The 15,780-nt window shown below is 63.7% G+C and carries 15 protein-coding genes; 13 read left to right on the forward strand and 2 right to left on the reverse strand.

What is annotated here, in order from left to right; all coding sequences use genetic code 11:
- Window positions 1-73 precede the first annotated feature (73 nt).
- Both dnaN and dnaA read right to left on the reverse strand, forming a co-directional pair.
- Window positions 74-1,180, reverse strand: a complete 1,107-nt coding sequence (gene dnaN / locus GQB03_RS17215; protein ID WP_159692033.1) for a DNA polymerase III subunit beta — start codon at window positions 1,178-1,180, stop codon at window positions 74-76.
- A 68-nt stretch (window positions 1,181-1,248) separates the two neighbouring features.
- Window positions 1,249-2,694, reverse strand: coding sequence for a chromosomal replication initiator protein DnaA (dnaA, locus tag GQB03_RS17220; protein ID WP_200832272.1), 1,446 nt, complete (start codon window positions 2,692-2,694; stop codon window positions 1,249-1,251).
- Between the two features lie 244 nt (window positions 2,695-2,938).
- Between dnaA and rpmH the strand changes: the two genes are divergently transcribed.
- The 13 genes from rpmH (at window position 2,939) to trkA (ending at window position 15,777) form a co-directional block, all read left to right on the forward strand.
- Window positions 2,939-3,073, forward strand: a complete 135-nt coding sequence (gene rpmH / locus GQB03_RS17225) for a 50S ribosomal protein L34 (RefSeq protein ID WP_159692037.1) — start codon at window positions 2,939-2,941, stop codon at window positions 3,071-3,073.
- Between the two features lies 1 nt (window position 3,074).
- A complete protein-coding gene (rnpA, locus tag GQB03_RS17230) occupies window positions 3,075-3,443 on the forward strand; it encodes a ribonuclease P protein component (protein ID WP_235027113.1) in 369 nt (122 codons plus the stop codon).
- Window positions 3,440-3,649, forward strand: a complete 210-nt coding sequence (gene yidD, locus GQB03_RS17235; protein WP_159692041.1) for a membrane protein insertion efficiency factor YidD — start codon at window positions 3,440-3,442, stop codon at window positions 3,647-3,649. The genes rnpA and yidD overlap by 4 nt, the downstream gene beginning before the upstream one ends.
- Before the next feature lie 19 nt (window positions 3,650-3,668).
- Window positions 3,669-5,321 carry a membrane protein insertase YidC gene (gene yidC, locus GQB03_RS17240; RefSeq protein WP_159692043.1) on the forward strand — a complete coding sequence of 551 codons (1,653 nt, stop codon included), beginning with the start codon at window positions 3,669-3,671 and terminating at the stop codon, window positions 5,319-5,321.
- Window positions 5,299-6,651, forward strand: a complete 1,353-nt coding sequence (mnmE, locus tag GQB03_RS17245) for a tRNA uridine-5-carboxymethylaminomethyl(34) synthesis GTPase MnmE (RefSeq protein WP_159692044.1) — start codon at window positions 5,299-5,301, stop codon at window positions 6,649-6,651. The genes yidC and mnmE overlap by 23 nt, the downstream gene beginning before the upstream one ends.
- 107 nt (window positions 6,652-6,758) lie before the next feature.
- The gene (locus GQB03_RS17250; RefSeq protein ID WP_159692046.1) at window positions 6,759-7,544 is read left to right on the forward strand and encodes a sulfite exporter TauE/SafE family protein; all 786 of its coding nucleotides are present in this window, start codon (window positions 6,759-6,761) and stop codon (window positions 7,542-7,544) included.
- Window positions 7,545-7,651: 107 nt separating this feature from the next.
- A complete protein-coding gene (speD, locus tag GQB03_RS17255; protein WP_159692048.1) occupies window positions 7,652-8,038 on the forward strand; it encodes an adenosylmethionine decarboxylase in 387 nt (128 codons plus the stop codon).
- Between the two features lie 11 nt (window positions 8,039-8,049).
- The gene (speE, locus tag GQB03_RS17260; RefSeq protein WP_235027114.1) at window positions 8,050-8,922 is read left to right on the forward strand and encodes a polyamine aminopropyltransferase; all 873 of its coding nucleotides are present in this window, start codon (window positions 8,050-8,052) and stop codon (window positions 8,920-8,922) included.
- Between the two features lie 40 nt (window positions 8,923-8,962).
- The gene (gene rsmB / locus GQB03_RS17265; RefSeq protein ID WP_159692052.1) at window positions 8,963-10,285 is read left to right on the forward strand and encodes a 16S rRNA (cytosine(967)-C(5))-methyltransferase RsmB; all 1,323 of its coding nucleotides are present in this window, start codon (window positions 8,963-8,965) and stop codon (window positions 10,283-10,285) included.
- On the forward strand, window positions 10,278-10,856 hold the full coding sequence (locus tag GQB03_RS17270) for a DUF4390 domain-containing protein (RefSeq protein ID WP_159692054.1): 579 nt from the start codon (window positions 10,278-10,280) through the stop codon (window positions 10,854-10,856). The genes rsmB and GQB03_RS17270 overlap by 8 nt, the downstream gene beginning before the upstream one ends.
- Entirely contained in the window at window positions 10,853-12,967 is a 2,115-nt protein-coding gene (locus tag GQB03_RS17275) for an ATP-binding protein (RefSeq protein ID WP_159692056.1), read from the forward strand. The genes GQB03_RS17270 and GQB03_RS17275 overlap by 4 nt, the downstream gene beginning before the upstream one ends.
- A 12-nt stretch (window positions 12,968-12,979) precedes the next feature.
- The gene (locus GQB03_RS17280; RefSeq protein WP_159692058.1) at window positions 12,980-14,236 is read left to right on the forward strand and encodes a sigma-54-dependent transcriptional regulator; all 1,257 of its coding nucleotides are present in this window, start codon (window positions 12,980-12,982) and stop codon (window positions 14,234-14,236) included.
- Window positions 14,237-14,349: 113 nt separating this feature from the next.
- Window positions 14,350-15,777 carry a Trk system potassium transporter TrkA gene (gene trkA / locus GQB03_RS17285; protein WP_159692060.1) on the forward strand — a complete coding sequence of 476 codons (1,428 nt, stop codon included), beginning with the start codon at window positions 14,350-14,352 and terminating at the stop codon, window positions 15,775-15,777.
- The last annotated feature ends 3 nt before the right edge of the window (window positions 15,778-15,780 follow it).

Raw genomic sequence — 15,780 nt, forward strand, 5'->3', positions numbered from 1 at the left:
CGCAGCCGTACAAGCGTACGGCGAGCATCGCAGGGCCAGTATGGGCGCGCGCAGTAGGTTTATGCGCGTCTCCCTAGATGCGCATGGGCATGACTACGTACTTGAAGCTGTCATTGCCCGGCAGCGTGAACAGGGCACTCGAATTGGAGTCGTTGAGGTGCACGATGATCTCTTCGGTGCTGGTGTTGTTGAGCACGTCGAGCAGGTAGGTGACGTTGAAGCCGATGTCGAGACCCTCGCCCTGGTAATCGATCTCGAGCTCTTCCTGGGCCTCTTCCTGCTCGGCGTTGGTGCTGATGATCTTGAGGCTGCCCTCGGTGAGCACCACGCGCACGCCACGGAACTTGTCGTTGGTGAGGATCGCCACCCGCGACAGCGCGGCATGCAGCGGCTGGCGTGCGAAGGCAAGCTGCTTGGGGTGGTGCTGCGGAATGACCCGCTCGTAGTCGGGGAACTTGCCGTCGATGAGCTTGGAGATGAGCTCGATCGGGCCGAAGCGGAACACCACCTGGTTTCCGGCCAGGGTGATCTCGAGCGGCTCGTCGGTATCGCCGAGCTGGCGGCCGAGTTCCATGACCGTCTTGCGCGGCAGAATCACTTCGGCCTTGTCGTACTCGCCCTCGAGCTGGCTTTCGGCAAAGGCGAGGCGATGGCCGTCAGTGGCGACCATGCGCAAGGCGTTGCCGGCGACCATCATGAGCAGGCCGTTGAGATAGTAGCGGATATCCTGCTGGGCCATGGAGTAGGACACCTGCGCGAGCTGGTGCTTGAACACCTTCTGCGGCACGCGGATGCGCACACCCTGGTCTTCCGGCGGGGTGAGGCGTGGATAGTCCGCCGCCGGCAGGGTCTGCAGCTGGAAGCGGCTGCGCCCGGCCTTGACGGTGAGGCGCTTGTCCTCGAGCGTTAAGGTGATGTCGGCGCTGTCCGGCAACGCGCGCAGGATGTCCTGCAGCTTCTTGGCCCCCACCGTGATCGCCGTGTCCTCACCGCCACCCACACCGGTGGCGCTGGTCTTGATCTGGATCTCGATGTCGGTCGCCAACAGGGTGAGCATGTCGCCCTGCTTCTCGAGCAGAACATTGGAGAGGATCGGCAGGGTGTGGCGCTTCTCGACGATGCCCGAGACGGACTGCAGGGGGCCCAGCAAGGCATCACGGGTGGAGGTAAGCAGAAGCATGGTGTGGTTCTCTCCGTTAATCGGTCGGGTTTCGTCGGTCGGGGCGTTTCGCGGGGCGCTTGCCTGTTTCAGCCGCGCAGCACCTGGGTGAGCACGTGCAGATCGTGGTTGAGCTGCGGGTCGCCCAAGCGCAGCTCGGCAATCGTACGGCACGCGTGCAGCACGGTGGTGTGGTCCCGCCCGCCAAAGGCCTCGCCAATGGCAGGCAGCGACAGCGGCGTGAGATCCTTGGCCAGGAACATCGCCACCTGACGTGGCCGGGCGATCACGCGGGTACGCTTCTTCGAGTGCATGTCCGCCACCTTGATCTTGTAGTAATCGGCGACGGTCTTCTGGATGTGCTCGGTGGTGAGCTGGCGGTTGTGCGCGTTGAGCAGGTCCTTGAGCGCCTCCTTGGCGAGCTCCAGGGTGATTTCCTTGCCATGGAAGCGCACGTAGGCCACGACCTTCTTGAGCGCGCCTTCAAGCTCGCGCACATTCGAACGCAGGTTCTTGGCGATCAGGAAGGCCACGTCGTCCGACAGGTCGATGCGGTCGGCCTCCGCCTTCTTCTTGAGAATCGCCACCCGCATCTCGAGCTCCGGCGGCTCGATCTGCACCGTCAAGCCCCAGTCGAAGCGTGAGATCAGGCGATCTTCCAGGCCCTGCACATCCTTGGGGTAGGTGTCGCAGGTGATGATGATCTGCTTCTTGGCCTCGGTCAGCGCATTGAAGGCGTGGAAGAACTCTTCCTGGGTGCGGTTCTTGTTGTTGAAGAACTGGATATCGTCGATCAGCAGCAGGTCGAGCGAGCGGTAGTAGCGCTTGAAGACGTCGAAGCTTTTCTGCTGGTAGGCGCGTACCACGTCGGCGTAGTAGTCCTCGGCATGCACATAGCGGATCACCGCGCGCGGGTTGCGGCGAAAGATCTCGTTGCCGATGGCGTGGATCAGGTGGGTCTTGCCGAGGCCCACGCCGCCGTAGACAAACAGCGGATTGTAGGAAGAGCCCGGATTCTGCGAGACCTGCATGGCCGCCGCGCGAGCCAGGTCGTTGGCTCGGCCGGTGACCAGGTTGTTGAAAGTGAAATCGCGGTTCAGGCGGGTCTTGTCGTAGGCGGCAGCTTCGCTGGACACCGCGCGCTCGGGCTCCGCACGCCTCGGCGGTAGCTTCGCCACGTCGCTTGCCATACTCACTGCGGGAGTCTCGGTCTGCGCAACGGCTGCCTCGCGCGGCGCGCTCACGGTGGCGGGACGCAGCGCCGCGGCGGGACGGGCCGCGCCGGCGGCAGGCAGGGCGAGTTCGCATGCGGGTTCGACACCGAAGAAGGCGGCGCCCAGTTCGACGATGCGGCGCATATAGCGCTCGCGCACCCACTGCTGGACAAAACGGTTGGGCGCGATCAGTCTCAACGCGGGGCTTTCGCCGCCGTCGCCATCTTCAGCGTGCAGGGTCTTGATCCAGGTGTTGAACTGCTGCGGAGGCAGTTCCTGTTCAAGCTGCGATAGACAATAGGACCAGAATTCTCGGCTCACGGATTCTCGGGTGCCAGTACGGATAACGGTGTTCTGCGGGGGGACAACCGCCCGTGTGGCGGAAGAATTTATTATTGGTCGCAGCCGATCTGCAAGCGGTGGCGCAACACCCCGAGATCGAAAACGAGGGGTGATTGTACTCCCCATCGCCCGACTTATCCACAGGCTGAACCTAAAAATTGTATTGACAAACAGGGCATTATCCGATCAAATTGCGCGTTTGATCCAATAGCCGTAGCCCATCATGAAACGTACCTACCAACCCTCCGTCGTGCGTCGCAAGCGTACCCATGGCTTCCTGGTTCGCTCGCGCACCCGTGGTGGCCGCAATGTACTGGCTGCCCGCCGCGCCAAGGGTCGTCATCGCCTCGCAGTCTGACGTGCCTGAACCGGCGGAGTCCGGGTTCGTATCGCAGGGTTTTCCTGCGGAATTCCGCCTACGAAAAACGGATGATTATTCATCCGTTTTTGCTTTTCGCCGTGCCTATCGGGGACGCTTCTTCAATCTGCATTACCGTCCCAACGGCGGTGACACTGCGCGCCTCGGCGTCGTGGTTGCAAAGAAGCTGGCCAAGCGTGCGGTGCTGCGAAACCTGGTGAAGCGCATCGCGCGGGAAACCTTTCGTCATCGCCGGGCAACGCTGCCGGCACATGATCTGATCGTCCGGCTGGCCGCGCCCCCGAAAGAGGCCAGCCGCCGCGAACTGCGCGACGATCTGGAGAACCTCCTGCTACGCCTGCGGCCATGAAAACCATTCTTCTCGCCCTGCTGCGTTTCTACCAATACGCCATCAGTCCGATGCTCGGACGCAACTGCCGGTATCATCCCACCTGCTCTGCGTACGCGGTCGAAGCCGTCGAGCGCCATGGCGCCCTCAAAGGCGGCTGGCTGGCCCTTAAACGGGTCGGTCGCTGTCATCCGTTCAAGCCCGGCGGGTATGATCCCGTCCCCTAACTGTTGAGCGAATTGCCCGATGGACAATCGTCGCCTGATCCTGACCCTGATCTTCTGCTTCTCACTGTTCATGCTGTGGGAAGGGTGGATGAAACACAACCAGCCGCCCGCGCCGCCGCCAGTTGCCAGCGCAGGGCAGGGTACGGCGAACTCGGCCGCACCGACCACCACGCTGGCAACGCCCGGAGAGGTTCCAGGCGCAGTGGGTGGCAGCAGCCCCGCGGAAGCCAGCGCGGCGCCGACCGTGACCGTGCGGACCGACACCGTCGTCGCCGAGATTTCGGCCCTTGGCGGCAGCATCGTGCGGCTCGAGCTGGTGCGCCACAAGGACAGTCAGGACCAGACCCACAATTTCCTGCTGCTCGATAACGGTACCGTCCACCAGTACAGCGCGCAGAGTGGACTGATCGGCGACGGTCTGCCAAACCACAAGACGATGTTCTCGTTACCGGCCGGCGAGCAGGCGCTGAAGGATGGCGAGGACAGCCTGACCATTCGGCTGACCGCCCCGCCAACCGCCAATGGCATCAAGGTCACCAAGTTGCTGACCTTCAAGCGCGGCAGCTACGAAATCCAGACCGGCTACGAAATCGACAACGGCAGCGGTGCGCCGGTATCGCCCTTCGCGTACTTCCAGTTCACCCGCGACGGAAAGCCTGCCGAAAGCGTCAAGGCGGTCGGGGTCTCGACCTTCACCGGCCCGGCCGTCTATACCGATGGCGAGAAATACCAGAAGCTCAAGTTCGAGGACATTGCCGACGGCAAGGCCAAGTTTGCCCACAAGGCGAACAACGGCTGGATCGCAATGGTGCAACATTACTTCGTCAGCGCCTGGCTGCCTCAGGGCAACGCCGAGCGCGAGTTCTATGCCCGCAAGGTCGGCAACGATCTTTACTCCTCGGGGGTGATCCTGCCGGTCGGTACGATCGAGCCGGGCAAGAGTGCCAACATTGACGTACCGATGTATTCCGGCCCACAGGAGCAGAACAATCTCAAGGCCATCGCCCCGGGTCTCGATCTGGTGGTGGACTACGGTTGGCTCACGGTGATCGCCGCACCGCTGTTCTGGCTGCTGCAGTGGTTCCACAAGCTCACCGGCAACTGGGGCTGGGCGATCATCCTCGTGACCGTGGCGATCAAGGCCGTGTTCTTCCCGCTCTCGGCGGCGAGCTACAAGTCGATGGCCAAGATGCGTACCCTTGGCCCCCGTCTCAAGCGCATGAAGGAGCAGTTCGGCGACGACAAGGTCAAGATGCAGCAGGCGATGATGGATCTCTACAAGCGGGAGAAGATCAACCCGCTGGGCGGCTGCCTGCCGATTCTCGTACAGATCCCGGTTTTCATCGCACTGTACTGGGTGCTGCTTGGCAGCGTCGAAATGCGTCACGCACCGTGGCTCGGCTGGATCCACGATCTGTCGACCAAGGATCCGTACTATGTGCTGCCGATCCTGATGGGCATCTCGATGCTGATCCAGACCCGCCTCAACCCGACGCCGCCGGACCCGATCCAGGCAAAGGTCATGATGGCGATGCCGATCGTGTTCACCTTCATGTTCCTGTTCTTCCCGTCCGGCCTGGTGCTCTACTGGGTGGTCAACAACACCTTGTCGATTGCACAGCAATGGCAGATCACACGGATGATCGAGGGTGGAAAGACAAAGACCTCGTGATCTGATCGCAGCAGTCGCCACGGCCCCGGGTCGTGGCGGAATCGGGGTGGTCCGGGTTTCCGGTCCATCCCTTTTTCCTTTTGCGCGCACCCTTTGTGGCATCGAACCACAGCCGCGCCATGCGCATTTCGCACGTTTTCTCGATGCGGACGGCGTGCCGCTCGACGAAGGCCTGCTGCTGTACTTTCCGGCACCACATTCCTTCACCGGCGAGGATGTCCTCGAGCTACAGGGCCACGGCGGGCCGGTGGTGATGCAGATGCTGCTCGCGCGATGCATCGAGCTGGGCGCGCGCCTTGCCGAGCCGGGTGAGTTCTCGAAGCGCGCCTTCCTGAACGGCAAGCTCGATCTTGCCCAGGCAGAGGGGGTGGCCGACCTGATCGAAGCCTCGACCGCTGCCGCGGCACGATCGGCGCTCCGCAGTCTGTCGGGCGTATTCTCGGCGCAGGCAAACAGCATTCGCGACCATCTGGTTGACCTGCGCATGCTGGTCGAGGCGACACTGGATTTTCCCGAGGAGGAAGTCGACTTCCTCGAGGCGGCGGACGCATTTGGCAAGCTCTCCACACTTCGCACCGAAGTCGATGCAATCCTCGAGAAGGCCAGCCAGGGCAGCCTGTTGCGCAACGGTCTTCACGTGGTCCTCGTCGGTCAACCCAATGTGGGCAAGTCCAGTCTGCTCAACCGACTCGCTGGCGAAGAGCGTGCGATCGTTACCGACATTGCCGGTACGACTCGCGATGCGCTGCGCGAAACGATCCAGATCGAAGGTATCCCGCTTCACGTCATCGACACAGCCGGGCTGCGGGACACTGCAGACGCGGTCGAGCGGATAGGCATCGAACGCACCTGGAAGGAGATCGAGCGAGCCGACGTTATCGTCCGCCTTGTCGACATTCGCAGCGGAGGCCTGTGCGCACAGGATGCGGAAATCGATCGTCGCCTGCCCGGCGGTATCGAACGTCTCACGGTTTTCAACAAGATCGATCTCGCCAATGAAACGCCACGGCGGGGCGAGCATGAAGGAAAGATTGCAATCTGGCTCTCGGCGAAGGCGGGCGTCGGGATAGAGCTGCTGCAACAGGAGTTACTGCGCATAGCCGGATGGCACGGCGGGGGCGGGGACGTAATCCTGGCGCGGGAGCGCCACATGCTCGCTCTTCGTTCCGCGCGCGAGCATATCGTCAATGCGAGCGAAAGTGCTGATGCGCTCGAACTCATGGCTGAAGAGCTGCGCCTCGCCCAGCAGTCAATCAACGAGATCACCGGAGAGTTCAGCTCCGACGATTTGCTCGGCGTGATTTTCTCGCGTTTCTGCATCGGCAAGTAGCGACCTCCCGAGACGCACAGAATCACCGCAACACCTTCCGCCGCTCCAGCTTTTTCACTCCCCGGTGTTTCACGTGAAACACCATAGCAATCAGGTTCACGCGACTCATGGCACCCGACGACCTTTCGACCACACTGCTCATTCTGCTCGGCATCGGCTCATTCGTCGCCGGCCTGGTTGATGCTGTCGTCGGCGGAGGCGGACTTGTCCAGATTCCAATGCTCTTCGCGGCATTTCCCGGCGCCAGCCCTGCCGTCCTTTTTGGCACCAACAAGCTCGCGAGCGTCGTGGGCACCAGCAGCGCAGCAATACAGTACGCGAGGCGAATTCCGGTTCCGTGGGCGCTGGCCCTCCCATCCGCGAGCGCTGCACTGATCGGCTCCTGGTTCGGTGCGCGCTCGGTTTCGCATTTTTCCCCCGAGCTTGTCCGACCGTTGGTTCTCATCCTCCTCGTCGCGGTGGCAATCTATACCTTCATCCGCAAGGACTTCGGGAAGATCGCGCGTCCGTCGACCCACACCCACCGCATCCAGATTACGATCAGCTGCGTAATCGGCGCCTCGATCGGCTTCTACGACGGCTTCTTCGGTCCGGGAACCGGCAGCTTCCTGATCTTTCTCTTCATTCGTTTTCTCGGACAGGATTTCCTCCAGGCGTCGGTCACCGCGAAGATCGTCAACGTTGCGACCAACCTTGCGGCGATTGCGTTCTTCGTCGGCCACGGTTCGGTACTCTGGCTTGCCGCCGGCATCATGGCGACCTGCAATCTGGCAGGCGCATTGTTTGGTGCACGCCTTGCCGTCCGTCACGGAACAGGCTTCGTACGCAAGCTCTTCCTCGTCGTGGTCTGCGCGCTGATACTGAAACTCGCCTACGACACTCTTGCGCCCTGACGATGTTTCACGTGAAACACCCCCACGGTCCGAAATGCCCGGAAAGGTTTGCACCAATCCATTTGCTATAATCGGCCGCTTTATCTGTAGTTGGATGGGGGCGCAGCATGAATGGACTACATCTGATTGCGGATCTGTATCGCTGTCAATGCAACACTGATCTGCTTGTCGACCGAGCCACCCTCGAGACGCTCTGCGTCGACGAATGCGGCAACGCCGGTCTCACCCCGCTGGGTAGCTACTTCTATCAATTCACCGACGATGCCGACAAGCCGGCCGGCGTAACCGGAACCGTGGTCCTCGCCGAAAGCCACCTCGCTGTCCATACTTGGCCTGAAACCGGTGATGTCACCCTCGATGTCTACGTCTGCAACTTCAGCCGCGACAACAGCGATCGAGCACGATCGGTATATGACTGTATCGTCACCGCTTTGAAGCCACTCGAAATCGTTGCGCACCAGGTCACCCGCGGCAAGATCCTCCAGCCGGCATGACCAGCAGCGCGATGCAACTCCCCTCCGATGCCTTGTGCGAAGCACTCAACGATCATGCGGGCTTCTATCTTGCCGGCGCCAGGCTGATCGACTCAGGCGTAACCCCTTTCCAAAGCTACGAAGTCTGGGACAGCCCGTTTGTCGGCAAGCTCTTCAGGCTCGACGGCTGCTTCATGACCTCCGAGCGGGATGAGTTCTTCTACCACGAGAATCTCATTCATCTTGCGTCCATCACCCACGCGGGTCCTCGCACGGCCCTGATCATCGGCGGCGGCGACGGGGGGGCGGCCGAAGAGCTCTTCAAGTACCCGACGATCGAGCACATCGTACTCGTCGAACTCGACGGCAAGATCGTCGAGCTTTCCCGCGAGCATTTCTCGAAAATACACCGCGGTGCCCTTGACGACCCCCGGCTCGAAATCCGCATCGAAGACGGTCTTCACTACGTCCGCACGGTCGCGCCTGCCAACCATCAGCGCTTCGATCTCGTGGTACTCGATCTCACCGACCCAGTTGGTCCCGCCGAAGAATTGTATTCCCCCAGTTTCCTCGCCGACTGCAAGGCCCTCCTCACCGAATCCGGCGCACTCTGCCTGCACATCGGCGCCCCCTTCTACCACCCCGAACGGGTTCGCCGACTTCACACGGCACTACGAAGCACCTTCCGCCACGTGACGCCGTACTTCGTCCACATCCCCCTCTACGGGAGCCTATGGGGACTGGCCTGTGCGTCCGACGTTCTCGAACCGGCACGTCTCTCCGAGGTCGAAGTCGACACCCGTATCAGCCAGCGCGGCATCGGTGCACTTCGGTACTACAATGGCGCCACACACCGGGCGGTGCAGGCGCTCCCCAACTACATCCGCGACCTGCTCGCCGACTGAACGCGCTGCGCTGCCGGGCCTGATCCGCAACGAGACCCCGATGAAGCCCCGATCCTCTTCGCCCCGCACGCGACCGAATCCAGTACCACCACCTGACAGCCTCGCCAGCGCCTTTCTCGGCGCAGCCCGACTGGTCGGAGAAATCCGCACTGGCACGACACTGACCCAGGCACTCGCCGATCTCGACCCCGACCGGCGACTGACTGCTGCGCAACGCGGCGCCATCCAGGACTACACCTACAACACCCTGCGCGACTTCGGCCGAGGTGGCTTCATGCTCTCGCGCCTCATGGACAAGCCGCCGCCCGATCAGATCGAGAACCTTCTGCTCGTGGCCCTGCACCGCCTCGAACAGCGCCCCGCCGACGCCCACACCATTGTCGACCAGGCCGTCGAAGCGGCCGGGCAGCTCCTCCGCGGGAACCTGCGCGCACTGGTCAACGGCGTACTGCGCAACTACCTGCGCCGCAGCAGCGAACTGACCCAGGCTGCGGATCACGATCCGGTTGCCCGCTATCGCCACCCCCAATGGTGGATCGAACACATTCGCAAGGCCTATCCGCAGCACTGGGAAGAAATCCTGACCGCCGGCAACATACATCCACCGATGGCGCTGCGCCCCAACCTGCGCCGCACCACCGCCGCAGCGCTGCACAAGACACTCGGCAACGCGGGCATCGCCAGCCATCCCCAACCCAATGGGGCACTCCTGCTCGAGCAGGCCTCGCCCGTCAGCCGCCTGCCGGGCTTCGAGGCAGGCTTGATGTCGGTGCAGGACATCGGCGCGCAGTGGGTTCCGGACCTGCTCGACCTTGCCCCGGGACAACGGGTACTCGACGCCTGTGCCGCCCCTGGCGGCAAGACCGCCCACATCCTCGAACGGTGCGACCTTGAACTGACCGCGATCGAACTCGATCCGCAGCGGGCACGGCGCATCGAGGAAAATCTCGAACGCCTCGGCCTGGATGCGTCCCTGCGCATTGCCGATTGCAGCCGCCTCGACGACTGGTGGGACGGCCAGCCCTTCGATCGCATCCTCGCCGACGTGCCCTGTTCGGCCAGTGGCGTCGTGCGTCGACATCCCGACATCAAGTGGCTTCGCCGTGCCGACGACATCGACCGCTTTGCAAGCCAGCAGGCACGCATTCTCGATCAGCTTTGGCACACCCTGAAAGCGGGTGGCAAAATGCTCTACGTCACCTGTTCGCTCTTCCCGGAAGAGAATGCCGCACAAGTCAGCCGTTTCCTCAGCCGCCAACCCGATGCCCGCCAGCTTCCGCTCGTCGGCATGGAGGACGGTCAGCTCCGCCCCTGCGCGGAGCACGATGGCTTCTACTACGCGTTGCTGGCCAGGCATGGCTGAACGAATCGCGTCGCTGCTGCGCTTCTGGGCTGCGTGCACGCTGCTGAGTCTTTGTCTGCCTGCAGCCGCCGAAACACCAACCATCAGCTACGCCGCCATCCAGTCACACGAAGAAGGCTTCACCCTCGACGCCGATATCGACTTTCATCTCAACTCGCGCCTCGAGGATGCCGTGCAGCGTGGTGTCGCGCTGCATTTCGTGCTCGAAGCCGAAATCACCGCACCGCGCTGGTACTGGTTCGACGAGGCAGTCGTCGGACGCCGGCTCGAATACCGGCTCTCCTACCAGCCGATCACCCGCAAGTACCGCCTGAACATCGGTAGCCTCTACCGCAATTTCGACAGCATCGAACCCGCGGTCCAGGCCATGCAACGCACCCGCAACTGGCTCATCGCGCCGGCCGGCGCCCTGCGCAATGGCATTTCCTACGACGCCGCCGTGCGCTTCCGTCTCGAGCTCAACCAGTTGCCCAAGCCGTTCCAGGTCACGGCCATCGGCAGCAACGACTGGACGATCGACAGCGACTGGCTCCGCTGGACCTTCCTTGCCGCCCCGCCCGAGTCACAATGAAACTGATCGCCGTATCCGTGCTCGCTGCCATCTCGGGCATCCTGCTCTTCCTGCTCGCCTCGGCGAGCGCGAACACCACGCTGTTCGCCCGCAACTACCCGATGCTGCTCGCCGCCAACGGCGTCCTTACGGTGACCCTGGCGGCGCTGGTCGGCTACCAGATCCGCAAGCTCTGGCTGGAGCGCAAGGCAGCGCAGTTCGGCTCCCAACTCAAGCTCCGGCTGGTGGCCATGTTCGCCATGATGGCCATCGTGCCCGGCGTACTGATCTATTCGGTGTCCTTGCAGTTCGCGATCAAGAGCATCGACTCCTGGTTCGACGTGAGGGTCGACACCGCACTCGAGAGCGCCATCGCGCTCGGCCGCGGCTCGCTGGATTACCTCCTCGATCAGCTCGAGGCAAAGGCCGACACCATCTCCCAGGGACTGGCCGACGGTGAAGCGCTGCGTCCGGTGCGCCTAAACCGCCTGCGCGAACAGGTTGGCGCCGACGCGGCACTCATCTTCACCGCCAGCGGCGACATCGTTGCCACCTCGAACATCGACCCGACCCGCCTGCTGCCCGACCTCCCTTCGGCCAGTCAGCTGCGCGACCTGCGCAAGACCCACCGACTCCGGCAGGTCGAAAGCGAAGAGGGCGGCCAGCTGCGCCTGCGCATCGTCGTCGAACTGCCCAGCCTGCAGTTGCGCGCCGATCCCTACTACCTCCAGTTACTGGGCAGCGTCCCCGAACCTTTCTCGCACCATGCCAGCACCGTGCAGGACGCCTACCAGGACTATCAGCAACTCGCCCTCGGCCGCGCCGGCCTGCGCCAGATCTACACCCTCACGCTGACGCTCACGCTGCTGCTCGCGCTCTTCGCCGCGGCAGCGGCAGCCTTCGTTTTCGCCCGTCGTCTTTCGGCGCCGCTGCGCCTCCTCGCCGAGGGCACCCAGGCGGTTGCGCAGGGCGACTTCTCGCCGCGTCGGGCGTTGCCGGCGCGCGACGAACTCGGTGTGCTGACCCAGTCCTTCAGCCAGATGACCCGACAGCTCGACGACGCCCGCGGACAGGCCGAGCGCAACCGCGCCGCGGTCGAGGCCTCCCGTGCCTATCTCGAGAGCGTGCTGGCCAACCTCTCCGCCGGCGTGCTCGCCTTCGCCGCCGACGGCACCCTGCGCGCGGCGAACGCCGGCGCGACCGGCATCCTCGGCGACCGGCTGGAGGGTTGCGAGCTCATCACGCTGGCCGAATGGACCCACCACAAGGACTTCCGCGATGCCATCCTCAAGGGCTTTGCAGAAAACGAAGAGGACTGGCACGAGCAGATCGAGATCAACGCCGAGAATGGCCTGCAACAGACCCTGCTGATGCACGGCTCACGACTGCCGCATGCCACCGACGGCGGCTGGGTGGTGGTGTTCGACGACATCTCCCACCTCATCTCCGCCCAGCGGACCGCCGCATGGGCCGAGATCGCGCGCCGCGTCGCGCACGAGATCAAGAACCCGCTGACCCCGATCCAGCTCTCCGCCGAACGTCTCGAACACCGCCTCTCGGGCCAGCTCGACGAGGCCGGCAAGGCCATGCTTTCGCGTTCCACGCGGACCATCGTCAACCAGGTCGAGGCGATGAAGAATCTGGTGAATGCCTTCCGCGACTATGCGAAACTCCCGGCTCCGGAACTCTCGCCGCTCGACCTCAACGCCCTGGTCCGGGAAGTTGCCTCGCTGTACGAGGCCTCCCCGATCTCGCTTGTTGCGGAACTTGATCGCGACCTGCCCCTCGTTCTGGGCGACCAGGGCCAGCTGCGCCAGGTCATCCACAACCTGTTGCAGAATGCCGAGGATGCAGTCGCCGAAGTGGCCGGCGGCGAGGTGAAGGTGATCACCCGCCGCGAAGGCGCGCGAGCGGTGTTGCTGGTCCGTGACAACGGCCCCGGCTTCGCACCCGAAGTACTGAGCCGCGCGATCGAACCCTATTTCACCACCAAGACCCGCGGCTCCGGTCTCGGGCTGGCGATCGTCAAGAAGATCATCGATGAACACGGGGGCGACACCCGTATCGGCAACCGCGACAGCGGCGGCGCGGAGATCCGCATACGCCTCCGTCCGGCGCCACAATCAGTTTGAAGCAGAAGAAAGATGCCCAAGATCCTTATCGTTGACGACGAAGTCGGAATCCGCGAACTCCTCTCGGAGATTCTGCAGGACGAGGGCTACGACATCACCCTCGCCGAAAACGCCGGCGCGGCACGCGCCGCCCGCAATGCGCAGCGTCCCGACCTCGTCCTGCTGGATATCTGGATGCCGGACAGCGACGGCATCTCGCTGCTCAAGGAATGGGCGGCCAACGGTCAGCTCACCATGCCGGTGATCATGATGTCGGGGCACGGCACCATCGACAGCGCGGTCGAGGCAACGCGGATCGGCGCGCTCGATTTCCTCGAGAAACCGATCGCCCTGCAGAAGCTGCTCGCGACGGTACGCAACGGACTGGCGCGCAAGGCGGCCAGCAGCGTCCCCTCCCAGCTGACCCTCACCGCCTTCAACCGCTCGGTGCCGCTGCGCGACTTCCGCCAGCGCCTGCTGCAGGTGCGCGAACGTTCCCGCCTGCTGCTGATGCGTATCGGCAGCGGCAGCATCGCCGAACTCGCCGCCCGCACACTGCAGCCGCCGGGCAGCGGCTGGCTCGATCTTTCGGCGCTGCCCGAACCGGTCGAGGGCGAGCAGCTGCAGGCCTTGCGCGGTGGCGTGGTGTTCGTCCCCGAACTGCTCCGCCTCAACCGCGTCCAGCGCACCAACCTCGTTTTCGTGATCGACCGTCTCGAACGCTACAAGCTCACCGTCGCGCTCGCCACCGACCAGGGTAACGACGGTCTGCTCAAGGCAGGCTGGGACGAGGCGCTGCTGAACCGGCTGGCCGAAGTGAGCCTGCTCGCACCAGGTCTCGGCGAACTGCGCGACGAGATTCCCGAAATGGCGACGCTGATCCTCCAGCACCTCGCCGAAGCCGCCGAAACCCCGCCGCGCAAGCTGTCGAGCGCCGCACTCAATGCACTGCGCACCCGCAACTGGCCGAATGGTTATCCCGAGCTGCGCGCGGCGATCCGTTCGCTCGCGCTCGCGACCCTCAACGAAACCATCGACCTCGAGGACGTCGAGCGGGAGCTCGGACCGCCACTCGAATCCGCGGCCAGCCCGGTGTCGCTGGATCAGCCGCTGCGCGAGGCCCGCGAGCAATTCGAGCGCATGTACTTCGAATACCACCTCGCCCGCGAAGCGAGCAACATGACGCGCATCGCCGAGCGCACCGGTGTCGAGCGCACCCACCTCTATCGCAAGCTGCGCCAGCTCGGCCTGCACGGCGGGCGGCGCACCGACGAGGGTTCCACCGAATGACGCGGAGGCCTGCGGTATTCCGCGGGCTTTCATGCTGCGATGCGGCATCCGTTCTTGATCCGGCCCGGCACGCGTAGAATGGCCCCGGCCGAACAGTGGAGTCCTGAACAACCGTGAAGATCATCATCCTTGGTGCCGGACAGGTGGGCTCCTCGGTCGCCGAGAACCTGGTGTCCGAAGCCAACGACATCACCGTCGTCGATACCGATCCCCATCTGCTGCAGTTGATGCAGAACCGCCTCGACCTGCGCGCGGTGGTCGGCAACGCTGCCTCGCCGTCGATCATGCGCCAGGCAGGCGCCGACGATGCCGACCTGCTGATCGCGGTCACCCAGTCGGACCAGACCAACCTGTGCGCCTGCCGCATCGCCCGCAGCCTGTTCAACCTGCCGACGCGGATCGCGCGGCTGCGCTCGGCGGACTATGTCGAATACCCCGAGCTGCTCGACGACAACAACTTCGCGGTCGACTTCTCGATCTGCCCGGAACAGATCGTCACCGAGTACATCCGCAAGCTGATCGAATTCCCGACCGCGTTGCAGGTTCTCGAGTTCGCCGACGGCATGCTCAGCCTGATTGCCGTACGGGCCGTCGCCGGCGGTCCGCTGGTAGGCCACCCGCTGGCCGACCTGCGACGTCACATCCCCAACGTGGACGCCCGCATCGCGGCCATCTACCGCGGCGAGAAACCGATCATCCCGAGCGGCGAAACCGTCATCCAGTCCGGTGACGAAGTCTTCTGCCTCGCGGCAACCCGGCACATCCGCCAGGTGATGCGCGAACTGCGCAAGCTCGAGAACCCGATCCGCCGCATCATGATCGCCGGCGGCGGCAACATCGGCTACCGCCTGGCACGCTCGATCGAGGAGCGCTACGAAGTCAAGGTGCTCGAGCGCGACAACCGCCGCACCGACTTCCTCGCCCTCAATCTCACCAAGACCCTGGTGCTGCAGGGCGACGCCACCGACGAGGAGTTGCTCGAGAGCGAAAACATCGAGGACATGGACATGTTCCTCTCGCTCACCAACGACGAAGAAGACAACATCATGGCGGCCTCGCTGGCCAAGCGCATGGGGGCACGGCGTACCCTCGCACTGATCAACCGCAAGAGCTATGTCGATCTGGTCCAGGGCGGCCCGATCGACATCGCCATCTCGCCGGCCCAGGCGTCGATCGGCACCCTCCTGGCACACGTCCGGCGTGGCGACGTGGCGGCGGTCCACAGTCTGCGGCGCGGTGCGGCCGAAGCCCTCGAGCTGGTCGCCCACGGCGACCGCGCCACCTCCAAGATCGTCGGCCGCAAGATCGAGGAGATCGAACTGCCGCGCGGCGTCACCATCGGCGCAGTGGTTCGCGAGACCGGTCAGCATCGGCTGATCCATCGCGAGAACACGCCGGTGATGATCCCCGAGCGCGAGGTGATCATCGCCCACCACGACACGGTCATCGAGTCCGAAGACCATGTGATCGTCTTCTGCGTGAGCAAGAAGCAGGTCGCCAAGGTCGAAAAGCTCTTCCAGGTCGGTTTCGGCTTCTTCTGATTT

Source organism: Cognatazoarcus halotolerans (assembly GCF_009800965.1).
In the GTDB taxonomy this organism is placed as follows: Bacteria; Pseudomonadota; Gammaproteobacteria; order Burkholderiales; family Rhodocyclaceae; genus Cognatazoarcus; species Cognatazoarcus halotolerans.